This is a genomic window from Hydrogenobaculum acidophilum, from assembly GCF_054656715.1.
On the sequence record NZ_BAAHXP010000007.1, the window covers coordinates 71,108 to 90,562 of the forward strand.

A 19,455-nucleotide genomic window follows, 5' to 3' on the forward strand; every position below is an offset into this window, starting at 1 on the left:
TTAACAAAACCCTTTTTATAGTGTTATAATTAAAATTATGAAAAAGTTTTTTTATATATCATGTTTGATTAGTTTTTTGGCTTTTGGTGAAGATGTAGAGATTATCCAACAACCAGCCCAGCAAAACATATCACCTCAGACACCACAAAGCCAAAACCAGCCAAATCAAAGCTCCACTTTGCAACAAAGCAACAATTCGTCATCTCAATGTCCTACAGAGGATGCCATAAAAGGCTACCTTGTCTCTCAAAACTTAGCTACCTATAAAATATTGGCCATAATACCTTCTAAAGCTGTACCTGGTTACTGTGATGTTATATTAAAAAACATGGATAATAAGACGTTTTTTATGAGAATAAGAAGCGATATGGCTTATATAATAGCTGGAAATGTAATAAACGCAATTACAAATGAGGTGCAAAAGCCAGATATGTCTAAATATACAAACCAGCAAAACTCTACACAGCCAAGCTCTCCATGATATCCTCTTTTATAGTGACGGGCTTTTTAGGTGCTGGTAAGACTACTTTTATGGTAAATACCGTAAGAAAATACTTCAAAGATAAAAAAGTAGCCGTTATAGTAAATGAAATAGGCGATGTGGGAGTGGATGGTAAAATACTTCAAAACGTTTATTCCAACGTGCTTGAGCTACCAGAAGGATGCATATGTTGTAGTTTACAATCGGAGTTTGAAAAAGGAGTTTATGAGATTTTAGAAAAATACAATCCAGACTTTTTATTTGTGGAAACCTCTGGGGCTTCAAACCCATTCCCAATAATGTTAAGCCTTCAAAATGTAGGCTCTTTGTTGGAAGGTGTTATATGCCTAGTGGACGCAAAGAATTTCCACAGCTATAAATCAAACGAAACTTTTCGTTATCAAATAGGTAGTTCAAATATAATAATTATAAACAAAGCGGATTTGGTGTCTCAAGAAGAGCTAAAATTAATAGAGAATGAGTTAAAAACTATTAAAAGAGAATACAATTTAAAAGATTTTCTCACAAGCGAAGAATTTTTCAAAAATTTTAAAATATATATAAGTTCTTATGGTAACCTGGAAAACAACTTATTTGAACATACATATCCGATAAAAGATTTACCAAACTTGCCAGAGCATCTTGCAAATGTCAATCATTTAGAAGAGTCCAACATAGGGGAGTATGTGATGTTTTTAGAAAAAGAGCTTTCATACGATGATTTAGATAAAAGCCTAAAAAACTTACCAGCAAATATATATAGAGCAAAAGGCATTGTAAAGTTAAAAGATTTTGATACTTATATGGTTTTAAATTATGTTTCTGGATACACAGAGCTAAGCCCTATAGAAAATTACAGTGGGAAGTCGTTTTTGGTGTTTATCGGTGAAAATATAAAAAAGGAAAACGTTTTTGTATTATAATAAGAGCCATGGGGATATTGTTTGATAAGAAAGATTTTTTACCGCTTTTAGGATATTCATTTTCTTTGCTTGGTAGAATAAATAGAGAGTTAAGCTTAGCAGAAGATTTGAATGTTCTTAGAAATATAACGCTTCTTGGCATAAGCTTTGATAAAAAAGATGACAGTATTGTAAAAGCCTTGATAGATTCTACAAGAGCCTCCGATGCTTTCTTTGTATTTGATGGCTTGGTGGTACTTTTGCTTTTTGGTACAAACAAAGAAGGAGCTATACATATAATAAGCGAGCTAAAGGAATTTTTTGGAGAAAATATGTCTTACGCTATCGCCACATCCCCAGAGGATGGTAAAGATGCTTCCTCTCTTGTAGAGAATTTTAGAGGTATAGTAAAGTTAAAGCTTTTATTGGATATTTATAATCTGTAAGACTTCTTATATTTAATTGTTTCAAATATCATACTTGATATACCTATACCCATTACTGTTATGATAACCAAGAAAAATCCTATGTCAAGGTTGTGAAGGTTGTGTATTTTTATCGGTGTTTTTATGCTAAACTCTAACCATTCTGGTTTTAAAAGCCCCAAAACTCCAACTATGAAAAAAAGTATTCCACCAAAAAAAAGTGTTCTTGCAGCGGTAAGTCTTGCTATACGTCTCGATACTTCATGTGGTAAATTTAAAGATTTTCCAAGAAGCCCAAACAAAGTACCCATTATCACTTGCACTGTGGTAGTACCAAGCCCAAACATAAATCCAGGTAGCCAACCAGTGTAAGCGTTTGGCATGGATGGGGCTAATACTGTGTATATTATGATTGCAAAAGCCCCAAAACCCCAGCCTGCTATAAATCCGTGTAACATTGCCATTTTTATAGTTATGCCCTCGTGGGTGTCATCTATAGTATGTCCAAGGAGCGCTTCTTTGTGATGGGACGTGTCTATTTTGCCAAAGTGTATGTGGAAAATATCTTTATACTTAAATACGTAGAATCCACCAAAAGCCATAGCCAAGCCCACCAATACGTATATAATGTATTCTATTACTGGTATTTTTAAAAAATTTACCAAAGAAAAGTAAGCTAACTCGCTTGCTATAGCCCTTTGCAATGTAAAAGCTAAAGAAAACGATAAACCCACCAAAAATCCCTTTTTGGCGGAATAACTACCCACAGAATAGCTAAATGTTATAGGCCATGTATGTTCGTCTGGTGTGATACCGTGGATTATTCCAAGAAGATATGCGGTAAGAAGCGTGAGGTATACGTTGGGAGGAGCTGTTACATTGTATAAGTCTATCATCGGCAGTTGTAAATACTCATATAAACTCTCGCTATCGATTCATAAGAAAAATATATGAGTATTAACCCTATTAATTTATACATAGCTTGATGCTTTAGCCTAGTGATATATTTTGACATAAAACCAAAGCTAAACATGGTAATCATTGTACCCATGCCAAAGCTAAGCATGATAAGTATGCCTTGTATTGGGCTTTTAGAAAGAGCAGCCAAAAGCAAAAATCCATAGACCATTGGACATGGCAAAAGTCCGTTGAAAACCCCTATTAAAAATGGTGAAAAAATGCTTTTTGTACTAGATAAGATGTTTATTATATATATGATGCCTTCATACAGAGGATTTAGAAAGCTTACACTACCTATGGCTTTCCCAAAAATTAGCTTTATACCTACAAAAGCCATCAATACACCTATGGTTATAGAAAATATATCGGATATGTATTTTATATTGTTTACCAGAGCCCCAAACTTCATGCTACCAAAACTTACTAAAAATCCAAGAAATACATACGATAACACTCTACCTAAATTGTACAGAAAAAGATATATGGCGTTTTTAATGTTGTTTTCATCGCTTAGCTTTGATACGCTGGCTGGGAATACACCACACATACCATAGCAATGAATAAACGATAAAAATCCAGAAACAAATATAAGTATATAGCTTGTCATATATCTTCTGCTTCCAACCTTTTTATAGCTGAAAGCGGTATTCTATAGGCTCCATTTAATTTCACTATGCGCTCTCCGTCTTCTGTCCAAAATCTACCGCACTGTATCATGCGGTAGATGGTTTTTGTGCTACAACCTAGCAGTTCAGCCAACTCTTTTACAGTAAGGTACTTCTTTTTGACATTCATCGCCTGACCTCCTATGCTAACCATAAAATATTAGTATAACCAAATATGGTTAGGAGGTCAAGTCATGAAAAGTTCGCTACATCAATACCTTACTTCTTTGCTGTTTTTGCGCTCTTGGTATTTTTTGCTACTTTTGTTTTTTTCTCAGTTGGACTTTCTTCGGCGATATCGGGAATCACTTTTAGAAGTTTTGGTTTTATCTCTTCTATGTAATCTTTCATATTTCGTATACGGTAGTGGATAGAAGAAAAGTCTGGTACTTCTATACCTTTAGGTACTATCTCTTTAGCCTTTTTTTCCAAATCTCTCAACGACCAGCCGTATTTTTCCCTCAGAGCTATCAAAAACAGCACCAACCTATCATCGTATTTTTTGGGTCTACCAGGTCTTTTACTCTTTTTCGCCGATACATTCGGCAAATAATCCTCAAGCTTAGCCAAATGCTGCTCTAACTCTTTTTTTGTCATCATAAATATTATTATAACACATCTATTTTTTAAAAGCCAAAAATATGCCTTTTGGTGTAAGAAGCTTATCTATGGTAAATATATCCTCAAAGAAATCTGCATCCCCCCCTGTGATGATAACTTCTACATTTTCCTCGCTTTTTATCGTGTTTATAGTGCTAAGAAGCTCTTTTGTGATGCCGTATGCTATGGCTTCTTGTGTGTTTGATGGTTTTTTGAAATTTTCTGCTTTTTCCAACTCCTTTGTGGGTGTAGGCAAATGTGGTATGCTTATGCTTAAAGATTCTTTTCTTTGGGTCAAACCAGGTGTTATATATCCATACTCTATTTTAGAATTTTTCACTATGTCATATGTAATAGCACTTCCCATACTTACCACTAAAATGTTGCTTGAGTATAACTTTGAAGCTGCATAAGAGTTTATGAGCCTGTCAATGCCATATCCTTCATAGGGACTTTTAAAATTTGTGCACTTTTCAAACAAAGGCGTGTCTATTTTTTTAAGTTTTTTTATTATTATAAAATCTTCAAACTCTTTGTTGGTAGAGACAGTGTATATCTCTTCTTTGCAATTTTCTATATAATATTCCAAAATCTGTTTTTTGGCTGATATATCAAAAATAACTTTTATATCATCTATAGACTTTACTTCGTAGCATTTTATCCTAGTATTTCCAATATCTAGTATTTTCAAGGCTCTAAGGAATAGTTTGGAGCTTCTTTTGTTATTATCACGTCGTGAACATGAGATTCTCTATAACCTGCTTGCGTTATCTTTATGAACCTCGTATTTTCTTGCAAAGCCTTTATGTTTGGGCTTCCCGTATACCCCATACCAGATTTAAGACCACCTACTAATTGATATAATACGTCTATTACGCTACCTTTGTAGGGTACTCTTCCTTCTATACCTTCTGGCACAAACTTTTCTAGGTTTTCTTGGGAGTATCTATCCGCTGATTTTCTTGACATCATAGCCCCTAAAGAGCCCATACCTCTATATACTTTGTAAGCTCTACCTTGGTAAAATATGTGTTCGCCCGGTGCTTCATCTGTACCAGCCAGTAGATTTCCAAGCATTACAGAGCTAGCCCCTGCTGCTATGGCTTTTACTATATCTCCAGAGTGCCTTATACCGCCATCTGCTATAATTGGTATATCGTATTTTTTGGCTATTTCATAGCAATGGGCTACTGCACTTAGCTGTGGTACTCCAACGCCGCTAACTATACGGGTGGTGCATATAGAGCCAGGTCCTATGCCAACTTTTACCGCGTCAACACCAGCTTTTATGAGATCTTCTACAGCTTTTGGTGTTGCTACGTTACCACCTATAACCTGCAAATCAGGGTATTTGGCTTTTACTTGCTCTATTACTTCTAAGACCCTTTTAGAGTGTCCATGGGCTGTATCAACGGCTATCACATCAACTCCAGCGTTTACTAAAAGCTCTAAACGGTGCATTGTGTCAGGGCCAGTTCCTATGGCGGCACCTACCATAAGTCTTCCATATTGATCTTTTACCGCTTCTGGGTACTGGATACGCTTCATTATATCTTTTATGGTGATAAGGCCTTTTACTCTACCCTCATCGTCTACTATAGGAAGCTTCTCTATCTTATGCTCTCTTAATATCTCTGTGGCGTCTTCTAAAGATATACCTTCTTTGGCAGTGATAAGATGTTTTGATGTCATAAACATAGAAACTGGCTTTGAAAGGTCATGGGTTTTTGTAAATCTTAAGTCTCTGTTTGTGAGTATACCTATTAGCTTTCCATCGTCATCTACCACTGGAAGGCCAGATATTTTGTATTTATCCATAAGTTTTTTAGCTTCTTTCACCGTATCTGTGCTTTTAATGGTGATAGGTTTTAATATCATACCGCTTTCAGATTTTTTTACTAGCTCTACTTCTTTAGCTTGCTCTTCTGGAGTCATGTTTCTATGTATGATACCTATGCCACCTTTTCTTGCCATCGCTATAGCCATCTTGTACTCTGTAACTGTATCCATAGCTGCAGATACTATCGGTATGTTTAGCTTTATCTTTTTTGTGAGATATGTAGACACATCGGCCTCATAAGGCAAAAAGTCTGCGTAAGCAGGTTCTAACAACACATCGTCAAACGAATAATACTCTCTAAGATTGTGTTCTAACATAATTTTATTATATACTAAATAGCTTTTTAGAGTAGAGGTTTTTAAAAGCCAAAAAACCAAGAATTAGATTATATTAATAATATAGGAGGTTTTTATGTTTGGAGATTTATTTGACAATCCTTTAAAGCTTGTACTTATATTTGCAATAGTTTTGGTGCTTTTCGGAGCAAACAGATTGCCCGAAATGGGTAAAGGTTTAGGAGAAGGCATCAGAAACTTTAAAAAAGCCCTATCAGGAGAAGCAGAGGAAAAGAAGGAAGAAAAACCCAAAGAAACTAGCCAATAACAACAATATAAGCTAAAAATTTGTTTATGATATAATTTTGTATGGAGGTGTTTGTATGTTTCATATGCCAAATATTACTGAGCTTATAGTTATATTGTTTGTGGTATTTCTTCTTTTTGGTGCAAATAAATTACCAGAAGCTGGTAAAGGTTTAGGAGAAGGCATCAGAAACTTTAAAAAAGCCCTATCAGGAGAAGTTGATGCAAAAACAGAAAAAGAGGTTGATGCAAAAGAGGTAAAGTAATATGGGGGTAAACGATTTGAACGATATTATAAAACAACTTTTAGAAGAGATTAAAAATTTAGAAACAAAAGTAGAGGATATAAAGGCTCCCATAGAAGAGACATCGAATCTACTACCATCTGCCAGCGCTTCTTTGCAAGATGTGATTGAGTTCACTGAAAAAAGCACCCACCATATTATGAGCCTTTTAGATGCCATTGAGACAAATTCTAAAAAGATAGATGAAGACGTTGATACTTTGCTAAAGTTAGGACCTACAAAGACGATAAACACGATTTTAGAGGATGTAAAAGCGTTAAATCAAGACAACCTTAACAAGCTTATAGAGATATATACGGCTATGTCTTTTCAAGATATTACGGCTCAGCAGATAAAAAAAGTCATTCAGGCAATAGAAGATACCAAAAGAAGGCTTCTTCAAATGGTGGTAAGCTCTATTGAGGTAAGCGAAAAAGATGAAACCACCAAAGAAAAAATTATAGGTAAAGCAACGGAGATTTTAACAGGAGAACGTATAAACCAAGATGATGTAGATGAACTTTTAAAAGAATTTGGACTTTAGAGGAGGTTGCTTTTATGCCTTTACCACCAAGAGATATTAGGATACTGGTAGTAGATGACATGTCAACTATGAGGCGTGTTATTAAAAGCATATTAAACCAGCTTGGATACTCAAACATTGAAGAAGCTGAAAACGGTAAAGATGCGCTTTCAAAGTTGTCTTCTTCCCACTATGATTTTGTACTTACAGATTGGAATATGCCAGAAATGGATGGTTTAGAGCTTGTAAAAACTATAAGACAAGACCCAAATCTCAAGGATTTACCAGTGTTGATGGTGACAGCGGAAGCCAAAAAAGAGAATGTGCTTGAAGCTTTAAAAGCCGGCGTAAACAACTATATAGTAAAGCCTTTTACGGCAGAGATTTTGAAAGAAAAGATTGAAAAGATTTTCAAATAGGGGGGTACTATGAGAGGTATTTTTTGTAAGGATTTAATGCAAGAAAACGAAGAATTAAAGAAAAAGCTTGAAACGTTAGAAAGGGAAAAACAAGAGCTTGCCAAAAGATACGAAGATTCTACCTCAAAGGTAAAAAACTTAGAACAAGAGTTAAGGACTCTTAGAGAAGAAAAACAAGAAATTGCCAAAAAATACGAAGATTCTACATCAAAGTTAAAAAACTTAGAGCAAGAGCTAAGCACTCTTAGAGAAGAAAAACAAGAACTTGTCAAAAGATACGAAGATTCCACCTCTAAGGTAAAAAGTTTAGAGCATGAGCTAAGCACTCTTAGAGAAGAAAAACAAAACTTCATAGCAAAGTTTGAAGTTTTAGAGAAAGAAAAAGACAATTTATCTTTGAAGCTTGAAAACCTACAAAAAGATTTAGAAACTTTTAAGGCAAAAGCTAAACTCGGGTTTGATTTGCTTGAAGCTTTGCAATCCGAAGGTGTTTTTGTGGTGACACCGGAGTTTAAACCGGGTAAAGAAGGCAACGCGCTTGTGTATATAAACAAAAGAGGTATTGAGATTTTAAAGAAAAACGGGGATATAATAAACAAAACTTTTGGATACAACATAGATTGGTCAAATCCTTTAGGTATATCTATACATAAGTTTCATAAAGACCCAGAGCGTATAAAGGAGCTTTTCAAAGCTTTAAAACCCGGCGAGGTTTTAAAAAATACCGATATTCCAATGGGTAGCACCATTATAGAGTCTTATAGAACAGCTATTTACGATGATAAAGGCAATGTTATAAACTATGCTTCTGTTTGGAAAGACGCCACATATGAAAGGGCCGTAGACACCATGTTTTACAGCACCATACCTACTGTTGTGAAGCTTTATCATACGTTGTCTTTGTTAGAAACCTACAGGTATAGGGTAGATATCCAAGTTGGCAACTTCAAAGAAGAGCTTGAGATGATAATAAACTCTATCACGGAGGTAAATCAAGGCATTGCAGAGCTATCAAGAGCTATACACGATATAAAAATGGTAGGTCAACAAGTAGCCAATTATGTGGAAGAGGGTTTAGGAAAACTAAACGAAACTGCTAAAAATATAGACGCTTCTATAAGAGCCATAGATGAGGTGTCTAAAAACTCTGATAAGCTCAGGAAAAGCATAAACTCCATAAATCAAATTGTAGAGGTTATAATGGATATCACAGAGCAAACAAACTTGCTCTCTTTGAACGCAGCTATAGAAGCAGCTCGTGCTGGTGAGGTAGGAAGAGGGTTTGCGGTAGTGGCTGATGAAGTGAGAAAGTTGGCAGAAAAGACCTCTAAATCAGCTGTAAACATAAGAGAGCTTATAGAAAATATAATAGAAGAGGCTAAAGAATCCATATCAAAAACTGAAAATGCCAAAAAGACCATCACAGACAATAGTGAATATTTGAAGCAGTTAAAAGATAGCTTTTATAGTATAAAGCACAGCTTTGATGAGCTTTCTTCTTTGATAGAAAAGCAAAGCGTAGCCACTGAAGAACAATCAACTGTGATGAATAGTATAACTACTAGTGTAGCTGCTCTTGGTGATGGTATATCCAAAATAGAAGAGACCATAGAAAAATCGGTGCCTGTAATTAGTGAAGCTGTAAACCTATCAGATACTACGTTCCAAAGCTTAAAAGCTATAAAACCTGGCATGTATACCGAAATTTATCAAAGAGCTGTGGACCACGCTAAATTTATACTAAACGTTATGAATATGGTAGAAGACAAGATAAGTTGGAGCGTGCCAGACTATACCCAATGCGCTTTTGGCAAATGGTATTATTCTCCAGAGTCAAGGACTTTTGTATCTCGTTGTAGCACAAATGCTTTAATGGCATTTGAAGAAGTTGAAAATCCTCATAAACATTATCATCAAATAGCTATGGAGATAGAAAGACTAAAAAGGCAAGGCAAAAAAGATGAACTTTACAATAAGTTTGTAGAGATTATAGACTATTCTACCGCTATTGTGGATAAAATAGCAAGCCTTGCAGAAAGTTTGAAAGAATGTTAAAGTAAAATAGGAGGTGTATAATTATGGAAGAAGAATTTCAACATGTAGAGGAAGCAAAGAACGAGACAGAAAACTCTACTATTAGTAAAAAAGATATTGTAAAAGAGGCCGTCAAAGAAACGGAAGAGATAAAAGAAATGGTAGATAGCCTATCTAAGATAGCCAAGCAAACAAATTTACTTGCTTTAAACGCGGCAATAGAAGCGGCCAGAGTTGGTGAAGTGGGGAAAGGATTTGCGGTGGTGGCTTCTGAGTTTAGAAAGCTTGCAGAAAATACCAATAAAATAGCTACAAATATAAAAAGGCTTATGCTTTCTATAGAAGAAAAGCTTGATACTCTCAACAAAGAAGAAGTTTAAGGAGGGTTTATGGAAAGCGGCATAGTGGCTCCTAAAAAATCAAGCAGTGGCTTACCAGAAGTATTGAGGACTGGTGCAAACGAACTTGAAATAGTAGATTTTAGGATTTTTGAGGACAAAGAAGACGGCTCAAAGTATGAATGGATAATGGGAGTAAACGTAGCAAAGGTAAGAGAGGTTTTAAGACTTCCAGAGATTACAAAAGTTCCAAATATGCCTTCTCAAGTAGAAGGTATGGCAGAGATACGGGGAGAGCTAATACCTGTTATTAGTTTGGCAAGATGGATGGGTTTGGCTGAACCTCTCAAATACAAAAAATATGTCCTTTACATGGAGTTTTTAAGGGAAAAAGTGGGTGTTATAATACACGATGCTAAGCGTATAAGAAGAATATCTTGGTCAGATATAAAGGAAGCCCCAGCAATACTAAATCAAAAGCTAAATGGGCGCATCACTGGGGTTGTGGAAACCGAAGAGGGTCTTCTTCTTATACTTGATTTTGAAGGTATATTAAACGATATGGGGCTTTTAAGTGTATTTGACGCAGATTATCTTAACGAAGCAAAAAATGAACAGCAGGAAACGTTTACCATATACGCTGCAGATGATTCTAGCACCGCCAGAAATTTGTTGAGTAGCATGTTAACAAAGCTTGGTCATAAGGTGGTTATATTTGAAAACGGAGAGGAGCTTTGGGAGGCTTTGGAAAGTCTTTTAGAAAAAGCAAAAAAAGAAAATAAAAATATATCAAACTACGTTCAGCTTGTCATCACAGACCTTGAAATGCCAAAGATGGATGGGCTTACTCTTACCAAGAAGATAAAAACAACCCCAGGGCTTATGCATATACCAGTGGTGGTAAACACCACTTTGAGTGATGAGGCAAATAAGATGAAGGCAAAAACCGTAGGAGCAGATGATTTTATAGTAAAGTTTGACGCAAAAGAGCTCTCAGATATTGTAAATAAACTTGCTTTAAGGACAAAGGGAGAGTGATTATGATACCTGATGAAATGCGTGAGATATTTGAAGAGTTTTTGGTGGAGGCTAGAGAAAATTTAGAAAAGTTAGAAACGGATTTGCTAGAATTAGAAAAAGACCCCACAAACCAAGAAATATTAAATAGTGCTTTTAGAGTGATGCATACTATAAAAGGTGGAGCAGGATTTTTGGGTTTGGATGCTATAGTAGAAACTGCTCACAAAGCTGAAGACATACTTGGTAAACTAAGAAATGGAGAGATTGCTTTTTCCGATGCTATAAACGATTTGCTTTTAAAAGCCCAAGACAAAATAAAAGAATATTTAGAAAAAGCAGAAAACCAAGAGGAATTGGAGCTTGACAAGGAGCTAATATCAGAGTTAGAAGATGTTTTAAAAAATCCTGAAAAATACGCTACAACAACTACTAAAGAGGATAATACTAAAGAGGATAAAAAACCTGATGATGATTCATCCCTTGACCCGGTATCAAAGCTTTTGAAAAAATACGGCTTTGAACATCTTATTGGAAAATCTATAGAAGAGATATTAGAAGAGCTTGTGCTGATGCCCCCTAGTGAAAGACCAGAAGGTTTGATACAGGAGCTAGATGCCATCATAAACGCTTCTTCGTCAAAGACTGTTGATAACGTATCCCAAAAGAAAGAAGAAGACATTGCAAAAGAGATGGAAAAGTCCTCTACTAACGAGGATGTAAAATCAGCACCTAAGGAATCACCGCAGATACCACCTCAAACACTAGAGAAAAAAGAGCCACCAAAACAAGCTCAACCTCCAAAAGAAAAAGAAGAAGAAAAAGTTTTAAGGATAGATGTCCAAAAGATAGAAGCTCTTATGAACTTAGTAGGTGAGCTGGTCCTTGACAGAAATAGACTTGTAAAAGTGGTATCTACTATCATGCAAAGTGCTTCGGAAAACAACGAACAAATAAAAGGCTTAGATGACCTTGAATCTGTTTTGTCTTCCATAGATAGGATAGTGGGAGATTTACAGGTGGCCGTGATGAAAACTCGTATGCAACCAGTCAAAAGGCTATTCCAAAAGTTCCCTAGAGTTGTTAGGGATTTGGCAAAGCTTTTAAATAAACAGATTGAGCTTATCACAGAGGGCGAAGACACAGAAATGGACAAATCTGTACTTGAAAAGCTTGAAGAACCTCTCATACATATTATAAGAAATTCCGTAGACCATGGTATAGAACCTCCAGAAGAGAGAGAGCTACTCGGTAAACCAAGAACTGGTATTATAAAACTAAAAGCCTACTATCAAGGAGATAGAATTATAATAGTCATAGAAGATGATGGGCGCGGTATAGATATAGAGAAGGTCAAAAAGAAAGCCCTAGAGAAAGGTATCATAAGCCAAGATAGATTAGAAAAAATGACTGAAAAAGAAGTGTTATCTCTCATCTTTCATCCTGGCTTTTCTACAGCAGACCAAGTTTCTGAGGTCTCTGGTAGAGGTGTTGGTATGGATGTTGTGATGACCACCGTTATGAACTTTAGAGGTACCATAGATATAGAAACTCAAAAAGGAAAAGGCACAAAGGTCACGATGGCATTTCCTCTAACGGTTGGTATTATAAGAGCTCTCATGGTATCTATAGGCAATAGGAATTTTGCTATACCTATATACTCTGTATTGGAGATTATACAGCAAGAAAACGCCACCATCACTACCGTGTCTGGTGAGGATGTTCTTATACTTAGAGAATCCACTATACCCCTTATAAATTTGGCGGATGTACTTGGTATTTCAAATAGCAAAATAGGATATGTTATTATATCTCAGCTTGGCAATCAAAGGGTTAGCTTTACCGTAGAAGAACTTTATGGGGATGAGGAGATAGTGGTGAAGCCTCTTGGCAAGATATTTGGTGAAATAGAGGGTATATCGGGAGCTACTATTACAGGTGATGGTAACGTGGTGCTCATATTGGATTTAGCAGGTATATTAAAAAGGATAAGCCATAATACAAGAGTATAATATTGCTGATGAAGCTTATATGGTTTGATAGCATAGATTCCACTCAGGACTATATTAAAAGCTATATAAACGAACTCTCAGATGATACATGCGTTGTGGCTAACTCCCAATACAAAGGTCGTGGGAGATATGGTCATGTATGGTACTCTTCTTTAAAAGATGGGCTTTACTTTAGTATATTAAAGAAAGATGTTAACATAGAGCCGTTATCTTTGGTGGTGGGCGTTTCTCTTTTTAAAACTATAAAGCATCTTTACGCCATAACCCCACTTATAAAATGGCCAAACGATATATACGTTTTGTTGGAAAAGCCCAAAAAAGTTGCTGGTATATTGATAGAAAAAATCAGAGATAACACCATAATAGGTATAGGTATAAATTTAAATCAAGAGGACTTTCCACAAGATATATCAGATAGAGCTATATCTTTGAAGCTTTTTACTGGAAAAAGTATATCTAAGCAACGTTTCTTGACAACGTTTTTTGATTTTTTTTATGATGATGTTGACTATTTTAAATCCAACGGTTTTGAGGCTTTTAGACGTATTATAAACGATAATTTGCTTTATAAAGATAAATATATATCGGCAAACAACGGAAAAGTCCAAGGTATTTTAAAAGAGGTTGATAAGTGCGGTAATATTCTTATCGAAAAGGATAATAACATATTTAGTTTAAATGCCGGCGAAATAGAATCTATGACATCTAAAGAAACGTGGTAAAATATTTATAATTTTTAAAAGGAGGCAAAAATGAAAAATCTTAAAAAGATGCTAAAAGCTACAGCTTTGTCTGTGGGGCTTTTGTCTTTGATGTCCTTATCTTCTTACGCTGGTGATTTTGCTTGTGTGGATACTCAAGCTGTGATGCAAAAATCCACCTTTGCTAAATCCCTTGGTAAGTCTTTAAATGAGAAAGTAGCTAGCATAAGGAAAAAGCTACAAGCTTACGAAGCGGAGCTTCAAAATCTTCAAAAGGAGATAGAGAGTAAGGCTATATCCAAACAAGCTAAAAAGCAAAAGATAAAAGAGTATGAAAATGTAAGACTAAAAGCTTTAGAGTATCAACAAGACGCTCAAAAAGAGCTTCAAGCTATGCAAGAAAAAGCTGGAAAAGAGTTTACAGAAGCTCTAAAAACGGCTGTTACAAACTATGCAAAATCCCATCACTTAGAAGGTGTATTTGATTGCAACCAAATGCTTTATACTGGTAATCTCGATATAACATCATCTATTATAAAAACCTTAGATAGCACACACAAATGAAATTGTCTGAAATAGCCTCCTTGCTTGGGGGCGTTTCAAACTATAAAAACGATTTAGACATCTTAGGGATAAGTTCTATATCTTCTCAAAAGCCAAATACCGCCGTATTTGTGGATGAACGTCATAAGGACGCTAATTTTCAACAAGATATAGTTTATATATCAGAGCTAGAATTACCAGCTCTAAACTCCATAAAGGTGAAAAATCTAAAATATGCCATGGCTATCCTTTTAGATAAGCTTTACAAAGAAGAACCTCCAAAAGGTATATCAGACAAGGCTTTTGTAGAAGCTGGTGTATCTGTTGGAAAAGACGTTTATATAGGTCCTTTTGCTTACATAGGTAAAAATGTACACCTTGGGGACAACGTCTTGGTATATCCTTTTACGTATATAGGAGACAATACCATTGTAGGAGATAACACTATTTTGTACAGCGGAGTCCATATATACAAAAACACCGTTGTAGGGAAAAATGTGATAATACACTCAGGAGCTGTGATAGGAACAGATGGTTTTGGATATGCTATAGGACCAGACGGTATTAAGAAGCTAAAGCATATAGGAAACGTCATTATAGAAGACGATGTAGAGATAGGGGCAAACACCACCATAGATAGAGCGCTTATAGACAGTACCCTCATAGGTAAATCTACAAAGATAGACAACCTCGTCATGATAGGACACAACTGCAAAGTAGGGCAAAACTGCTTTTTGGTATCTCAAGTAGGACTCTCAGGTAGCGTCAGCGTAGGGGATAATTCAATACTTGCTGGACAAGTGGGTGTAGCAGACCATGTAAACATAGGTTCCAATGTCAAAGTAGCAGCCAAATCAGGCGTTGCTTACGATCTTCCGTCCAACAACACCTACGGTGCAAACTTGCCTTCCATAGAATGGGCTAAATGGCGAAGAGTTTACGTATCTTTGTTAAAGCTCCCGGATATTTTAAAAAAGTTAAACAAGCCCTAACCTAAATCCAACTTCCTTTTGTCATGTCTACGAGTCTTTTTATAACATAGCTCAACATGGTTAGATATAAAATAGCAAAAAATAAAGGGTTTAAGTTTATTTTAGAAGATAAGCTGTAAGGTATTGCTATGCCCATACCAAACAAAAAAGCGTGCCATAAAAAAGCTTTGTACCAGTCTATAGTATTTTGGCTTTTAGCGATATAAAAAGATGCTATAGATACCATAAGAAACGGTAAGAAAGAAAATTCCAGCTTAAATATAAAAGTAGATAAGTATGGAAACGTGTTTAATCCTTCTTTTCTCATGATGATGGCGGTTTTTATTAGGTCTGTAAGAGATTGCTCGTCCGGAGTTTTAATCCAAAGGTTTAGCTGAGACAAATCTATGTTTGTTTTTATATTAAAAGCCCCAAACTGTGTTTCTTTAAATGGATTAAACCTCAATATATAGCCGTTTTCAAGCGTTAGGAAACCGTTTTTTAGAATAGCTTTTTTAGCTTTTATAATGTAGTTAAATTTATCGTTTTTTATATCTATTAATTTTACCTTGTAAAATACGCCCTCAGAAGTGGCTAAGGATGTTCCTATAAAGGTTTTTTCGTTGTTTTTTTCTTGTGCCATCCATAAGTTTCTTGCTATCCCCAACTCATATTGTTGATTTTTTTTATATACATGCTCTATATACTTTAAATGTTTGGTAGAGTTTGGTATGTAAAATTCGTTTAAAAGTATGTTTGAAAACGATATCAATAGGCTTCCTACTATAAAAGGCTTAAAGATATAGCTTATTGGTATGCCAAAGCTCTGAGGTATTACAAACATTTTTATTCTTTTCAGATAATGACTAGCCACAAAAACCGATATTGATATATTTACGGTAGCTGTATAAAAAAGCACAATCGGTAAAAAGTATAATATTGTATCTAAGAGAATTTTTGGGCTTTTCATATGATAAGTGATTAGAAAATCTGATATTTGGTATATAAAAAAAATAGCCAAAACTACCATATAAACTAAGCCAGTTGTGAGAAAAAAGCGTTTTGTTATAAATCTTAAGAGCATTATTTCTTGTTCTGTGTGGTCTTGTAGGGTATAGGTATATATTGGACGGAAGGTACTTGAGAGTTGGTAGGCTGGTCGTAAAGCTCCATAAGCTCATACACTTCTTCCGGGACATCGGTATTTATGTTTAATCCCATAGACTTTAATTGCTCTACATCAAGAGGGTAATCATGTGTAAATTTACCTGTGGATAACTCTTCGGCAATTTTTTGTGAAACCTCTTCGCTGTGTCCTTTTTTCTTTAAAAGCCCATATACAAACGCTTTCATCTGTTCTATGGCTTTTTTTGAGACATCAGCCATTATCATGGTCTCATCGTCTATGTCTTCTGGTTTTTTTATGTCAAGCACCTTTAATATAGAGGCGGCTGGCATCTGTCCTATCTGTGGGTCTACTGGTCCTAAAACAGCGTTGTGATCCATCACTATCTCATCGGCAGACAAGGCTATCAATGTTCCGCCGCTCATGGCGTAATGAGGTACTATCACTATAACTTTTGACCCATGTCTTGCTAAAGCACTAGCTATCTGAGAAGCCGCTAAAGCCAAGCCCCCGGGTGTATGAAGTATCATAACTATGGGCATGTCTTCTGGTGTCATCCTAATAGCTCTTAGCACTTGCTCAGAGTCTTCTATGTTTATAAACTTCATAAAAGCAAATCCAAAAAATGACAACCCTTCTTGTCTATGAATCATCGTTATTACTCTAGCGTTGTATTTTTTTTCTATAAGCCTTATCATTGCCTCCCTTTCTCTATTTAAAAGGCTTCTTTTCCAGAAGGGCCATACTACGAAGAAAAATATAAACAAAAACCACAGTAAGTTAAAAAAACTCCCTACTTCTTGTCCTGTATTCATATTGATATTATATCATATTTATACATATTGGTCTATTATAGGGCTTAATATGCTTAAAAGCCATAGGCCTAGCCTTATCCCTCTTTGAAGGGCTTTTTTAGTGCTGTTTAGGCTTTTGATGGCGTTTTCTATACTCTCGTCAAAGCCCTTGTTTAGCATGAGATTTTCCAAATTTTCTATTAAACAATCTATTATTTCTTCTTTTTCTTTTATGTCTTTTATGTTGTCTATTTGAGGTATGGTCTCGTAAAAGCTTTTTGAAAATAGCTTGGTGCATATGTGGTGTTTGGAAGTTTTTCTTTCGAAAATCTCTAAAACTATAGACCTTGATACGATAGTGGGGATTATGTTTGACAGAGAATCCGCTGTTATTATAAATTTAAGATAGATGGGTGGTTCTTCCAAGGTTTTTAAAAGTGCGTTTGAAGCTTCTTTTAGCATGTTTTGGGCGTTGGCAATAAGGCATACTTTATAGTCTGAATAGTTTGGTTTTAGGATGGCGAAATTTGATAATTCTCTTATATCATCTATCTTTATAGAGTTTTCTCTGCCAATCCATATAAAATCAGGATGCTTATCATAAAATATCTTACAGCTATAACACTCGCCGCATCCCCAAGGTATTTTTTTCTCACAGAGGATGCCTTTTGCAAAAGAAAGCGCTAAGCTATCTATGTCTTTTTTGGTGGATACTATAAGCGTAGATGTGGGTATTTTCTGGTTTAGTTGTACCTTTTCTAAAAACTCTTTTGCGTTCATATCATCCTTCCACTTTTTTTACAGCTTTTATATGGTTTTTTAGGCTTTTATTGAAAAAGATATTGCCAGACTTATCGCTTACAAAGTATAGATATTTTGATTTGGCTGGGTCTATGGCACTTTTTATAGAGTTTATACCGGGATTGCAGATAGGGGTTGGGGGAAGACCTTTAACTAAATATGTGTTGTAAGGACTTTTTATAGAAAAATCTTTTTTGGTGAGTTTACCGTTCCATCTTCCCTCTTTTTTTAGCGCGTAGATGACAGTAGAGTCCATCTGAAGGGGCATATCCTTTTTAAGCCTGTTGTATATTACAGATGCCACTATGGGTTTATCTTTTAAAAACTTAGCCTCTTTTTCCACTATAGAAGCTATTATAATCTGGTCTTTGGTAGGGTTTAAATGATTTTCTTTCATCTTTTCTTTAAAATCCTGATACATCATATATATTATATCTTTTGGGTTTTCATGCTTATACAAAAAATATGTATCTGGAAACAAATACCCTTCAAAACTATTGGCATTTAATCCAAGGGTTTTGGCGTAAGACTTGTCGTTTGCATATTTTAGAAAATCCTTTTTAGGACATATGCCTTCTTTTTGAAGCCTATTTGCAATTTCGTATATATCAAAACCTTCTGGTATTGTGATTTTATGAAGCAAAAAATCTCCTCTTGTTAGTTTTCTATAAACTTCAAAAGGACTTACAAGCCCTTTAAATCTGTATTCTCCGTATTTTATGTGGGCACCCGTTATATCAAGTAAAAGTTTTAAAACATATTTGTTGGCTATACCGTCTTTTGATATTTTATTTATAGCCTCTTCTTTGGTAAGCCCATATATATCAATAGTTTTATTTACTATGTGAGGTCTTAAAAGCCAAAAACCGAGGATAAGCATCATGCCTATCAATACAAAAATTTTCTGTTTAGTCGTTTTGGCTTTCCAACGAGCTTTGGCTTTCCACATACTCTTTTAATATTATATAAGCACTTATATGGTCTATCTCTTTTTCGTTGCTTAGGCTTTTTGCTTCAAAGGTTGTATATCTTTCATCATGGAGTACTATATCTATATTTAATTCTTTTTTTAAAAGTTCGTAAAACTTTTTCACCTTCTTTGCCCTTTGACCTTCTTTCCCAGATGGAGTAAGCGGATATCCAAGCACTATAAGCTCTATGTTGTAAGCTTTTACGATATTTCTTAACTCTTTTAAGAGATTGTTATTGTTTGGTATTATCTTGAATGGCTTACATATTTTAAGGTTTTTATCTCCTAGGGCAACACCTATTCTCTTTGTCCCGTAATCTATACTAAGTATCATCTGCACAAGTTCACACACACTATAGACACTTACTTACCACGCCTACAAGTATGCCACGATTTACAAGTCTGCCACGCCAAACAAGTCTACCACGCCCTACAAGTCTGCCACGATTTACAAGTCTACCACGATCA

Annotated in this window: 25 protein-coding genes; 14 read left to right on the forward strand and 11 right to left on the reverse strand. The window is 35.3% G+C overall.

What is annotated here, in order from left to right:
- Positions 1-37: 37 nt before the first annotated feature.
- Genes ACYQZV_RS05270 through ACYQZV_RS05280 form a run of 3 tightly spaced genes read left to right on the forward strand, consistent with a single transcriptional unit; the run spans position 38 to position 1,829 of the window.
- Positions 38-481 carry a hypothetical protein gene (locus ACYQZV_RS05270; RefSeq protein WP_459893895.1) on the forward strand — a complete coding sequence of 148 codons (444 nt, stop codon included), beginning with the start codon at positions 38-40 and terminating at the stop codon, positions 479-481.
- A complete protein-coding gene (locus ACYQZV_RS05275; RefSeq protein WP_459893896.1) occupies positions 478-1,404 on the forward strand; it encodes a CobW family GTP-binding protein in 927 nt (308 codons plus the stop codon). Before ACYQZV_RS05270 ends, ACYQZV_RS05275 begins: the two co-directional genes overlap by 4 nt.
- Positions 1,405-1,412: 8 nt before the next feature.
- A complete protein-coding gene (locus ACYQZV_RS05280) occupies positions 1,413-1,829 on the forward strand; it encodes a hypothetical protein (protein ID WP_459893897.1) in 417 nt (138 codons plus the stop codon).
- Here ACYQZV_RS05280 and ACYQZV_RS05285 read toward each other — a convergent pair.
- From ACYQZV_RS05285 to guaB, 6 genes are all read right to left on the reverse strand, one after another.
- Positions 1,817-2,704, reverse strand: a complete 888-nt coding sequence (locus tag ACYQZV_RS05285; RefSeq protein ID WP_459893898.1) for an urease accessory protein UreH domain-containing protein — start codon at positions 2,702-2,704, stop codon at positions 1,817-1,819. The genes ACYQZV_RS05280 and ACYQZV_RS05285 overlap by 13 nt on opposite strands.
- A complete protein-coding gene (locus ACYQZV_RS05290) occupies positions 2,701-3,375 on the reverse strand; it encodes a sulfite exporter TauE/SafE family protein (protein ID WP_459893899.1) in 675 nt (224 codons plus the stop codon). The genes ACYQZV_RS05285 and ACYQZV_RS05290 overlap by 4 nt, the downstream gene beginning before the upstream one ends.
- Positions 3,372-3,563, reverse strand: coding sequence for a helix-turn-helix domain-containing protein (locus ACYQZV_RS05295; protein ID WP_459893900.1), 192 nt, complete (start codon positions 3,561-3,563; stop codon positions 3,372-3,374). Before ACYQZV_RS05295 ends, ACYQZV_RS05290 begins: the two co-directional genes overlap by 4 nt.
- 89 nt (positions 3,564-3,652) lie before the next feature.
- Positions 3,653-4,033, reverse strand: coding sequence for a hypothetical protein (locus ACYQZV_RS05300; RefSeq protein ID WP_459893901.1), 381 nt, complete (start codon positions 4,031-4,033; stop codon positions 3,653-3,655).
- A gap of 19 nt (positions 4,034-4,052) precedes the next feature.
- Entirely contained in the window at positions 4,053-4,724 is a 672-nt protein-coding gene (locus tag ACYQZV_RS05305) for a type III pantothenate kinase (RefSeq protein WP_459893902.1), read from the reverse strand.
- Complete coding sequence (guaB, locus tag ACYQZV_RS05310) at positions 4,721-6,190, reverse strand: IMP dehydrogenase (protein ID WP_459893903.1); 1,470 nt, start codon at positions 6,188-6,190, stop codon at positions 4,721-4,723. Before guaB ends, ACYQZV_RS05305 begins: the two co-directional genes overlap by 4 nt.
- Positions 6,191-6,284: 94 nt before the next feature.
- On the opposite strand from guaB, the gene tatA reads away from it, so the two are divergent.
- Genes tatA through lpxD form a run of 11 tightly spaced genes read left to right on the forward strand, consistent with a single transcriptional unit; the run spans position 6,285 to position 15,317 of the window.
- Entirely contained in the window at positions 6,285-6,476 is a 192-nt protein-coding gene (gene tatA / locus ACYQZV_RS05315; RefSeq protein WP_459893904.1) for a twin-arginine translocase TatA/TatE family subunit, read from the forward strand.
- Positions 6,477-6,531: 55 nt separating this feature from the next.
- Positions 6,532-6,720: a twin-arginine translocase TatA/TatE family subunit gene (locus tag ACYQZV_RS05320; RefSeq protein ID WP_459893905.1), complete on the forward strand. Its 189-nt coding sequence runs from the start codon at positions 6,532-6,534 to the stop codon at positions 6,718-6,720.
- A 1-nt stretch (position 6,721) separates the two neighbouring features.
- Complete coding sequence (locus ACYQZV_RS05325) at positions 6,722-7,282, forward strand: protein phosphatase CheZ (RefSeq protein WP_459893906.1); 561 nt, start codon at positions 6,722-6,724, stop codon at positions 7,280-7,282.
- Between the two features lie 14 nt (positions 7,283-7,296).
- Positions 7,297-7,680 (forward strand): chemotaxis response regulator CheY, encoded by a 384-nt coding sequence (locus tag ACYQZV_RS05330; RefSeq protein WP_459893907.1) that lies wholly within the window; start codon positions 7,297-7,299, stop codon positions 7,678-7,680.
- 9 nt (positions 7,681-7,689) lie between these two features.
- Positions 7,690-9,735 (forward strand): methyl-accepting chemotaxis protein, encoded by a 2,046-nt coding sequence (locus ACYQZV_RS05335; RefSeq protein ID WP_459893908.1) that lies wholly within the window; start codon positions 7,690-7,692, stop codon positions 9,733-9,735.
- A 23-nt stretch (positions 9,736-9,758) separates the two neighbouring features.
- Positions 9,759-10,094 carry a methyl-accepting chemotaxis protein gene (locus ACYQZV_RS05340; protein WP_459893909.1) on the forward strand — a complete coding sequence of 112 codons (336 nt, stop codon included), beginning with the start codon at positions 9,759-9,761 and terminating at the stop codon, positions 10,092-10,094.
- Positions 10,095-10,103: 9 nt separating this feature from the next.
- Positions 10,104-11,090, forward strand: a complete 987-nt coding sequence (locus ACYQZV_RS05345; protein WP_459893910.1) for a chemotaxis protein — start codon at positions 10,104-10,106, stop codon at positions 11,088-11,090.
- 2 nt (positions 11,091-11,092) lie between these two features.
- Positions 11,093-13,081, forward strand: coding sequence for a chemotaxis protein CheA (locus tag ACYQZV_RS05350; protein ID WP_459893911.1), 1,989 nt, complete (start codon positions 11,093-11,095; stop codon positions 13,079-13,081).
- Positions 13,082-13,089: 8 nt separating this feature from the next.
- A complete protein-coding gene (locus ACYQZV_RS05355; RefSeq protein WP_459893912.1) occupies positions 13,090-13,803 on the forward strand; it encodes a biotin--[acetyl-CoA-carboxylase] ligase in 714 nt (237 codons plus the stop codon).
- A 30-nt stretch (positions 13,804-13,833) separates the two neighbouring features.
- The gene (locus ACYQZV_RS05360) at positions 13,834-14,346 is read left to right on the forward strand and encodes an OmpH/Skp family outer membrane protein (RefSeq protein ID WP_459893913.1); all 513 of its coding nucleotides are present in this window, start codon (positions 13,834-13,836) and stop codon (positions 14,344-14,346) included.
- Positions 14,343-15,317: a UDP-3-O-(3-hydroxymyristoyl)glucosamine N-acyltransferase gene (gene lpxD / locus ACYQZV_RS05365; protein ID WP_459893914.1), complete on the forward strand. Its 975-nt coding sequence runs from the start codon at positions 14,343-14,345 to the stop codon at positions 15,315-15,317. Before ACYQZV_RS05360 ends, lpxD begins: the two co-directional genes overlap by 4 nt.
- 1 nt (position 15,318) lies before the next feature.
- On the opposite strand, the gene ACYQZV_RS05370 is transcribed toward lpxD, so the two are convergent.
- From ACYQZV_RS05370 to ruvX, 5 genes are read right to left on the reverse strand one after another with little or no spacing between them, the layout of a single operon-like run.
- Positions 15,319-16,380, reverse strand: coding sequence for an LptF/LptG family permease (locus tag ACYQZV_RS05370; protein ID WP_459893915.1), 1,062 nt, complete (start codon positions 16,378-16,380; stop codon positions 15,319-15,321).
- Complete coding sequence (locus ACYQZV_RS05375; RefSeq protein ID WP_459893916.1) at positions 16,380-17,237, reverse strand: SDH family Clp fold serine proteinase; 858 nt, start codon at positions 17,235-17,237, stop codon at positions 16,380-16,382. Before ACYQZV_RS05375 ends, ACYQZV_RS05370 begins: the two co-directional genes overlap by 1 nt.
- An 18-nt stretch (positions 17,238-17,255) precedes the next feature.
- Positions 17,256-17,996, reverse strand: a complete 741-nt coding sequence (locus ACYQZV_RS05380) for a DNA polymerase III subunit delta' (protein WP_459893917.1) — start codon at positions 17,994-17,996, stop codon at positions 17,256-17,258.
- Position 17,997: 1 nt separating this feature from the next.
- Positions 17,998-18,966: an endolytic transglycosylase MltG gene (gene mltG, locus ACYQZV_RS05385; RefSeq protein WP_459893918.1), complete on the reverse strand. Its 969-nt coding sequence runs from the start codon at positions 18,964-18,966 to the stop codon at positions 17,998-18,000.
- Positions 18,926-19,339: a Holliday junction resolvase RuvX gene (gene ruvX, locus ACYQZV_RS05390; RefSeq protein WP_459893919.1), complete on the reverse strand. Its 414-nt coding sequence runs from the start codon at positions 19,337-19,339 to the stop codon at positions 18,926-18,928. The genes mltG and ruvX overlap by 41 nt, the downstream gene beginning before the upstream one ends.
- Between the last annotated feature and the right edge of the window lie 116 nt (positions 19,340-19,455).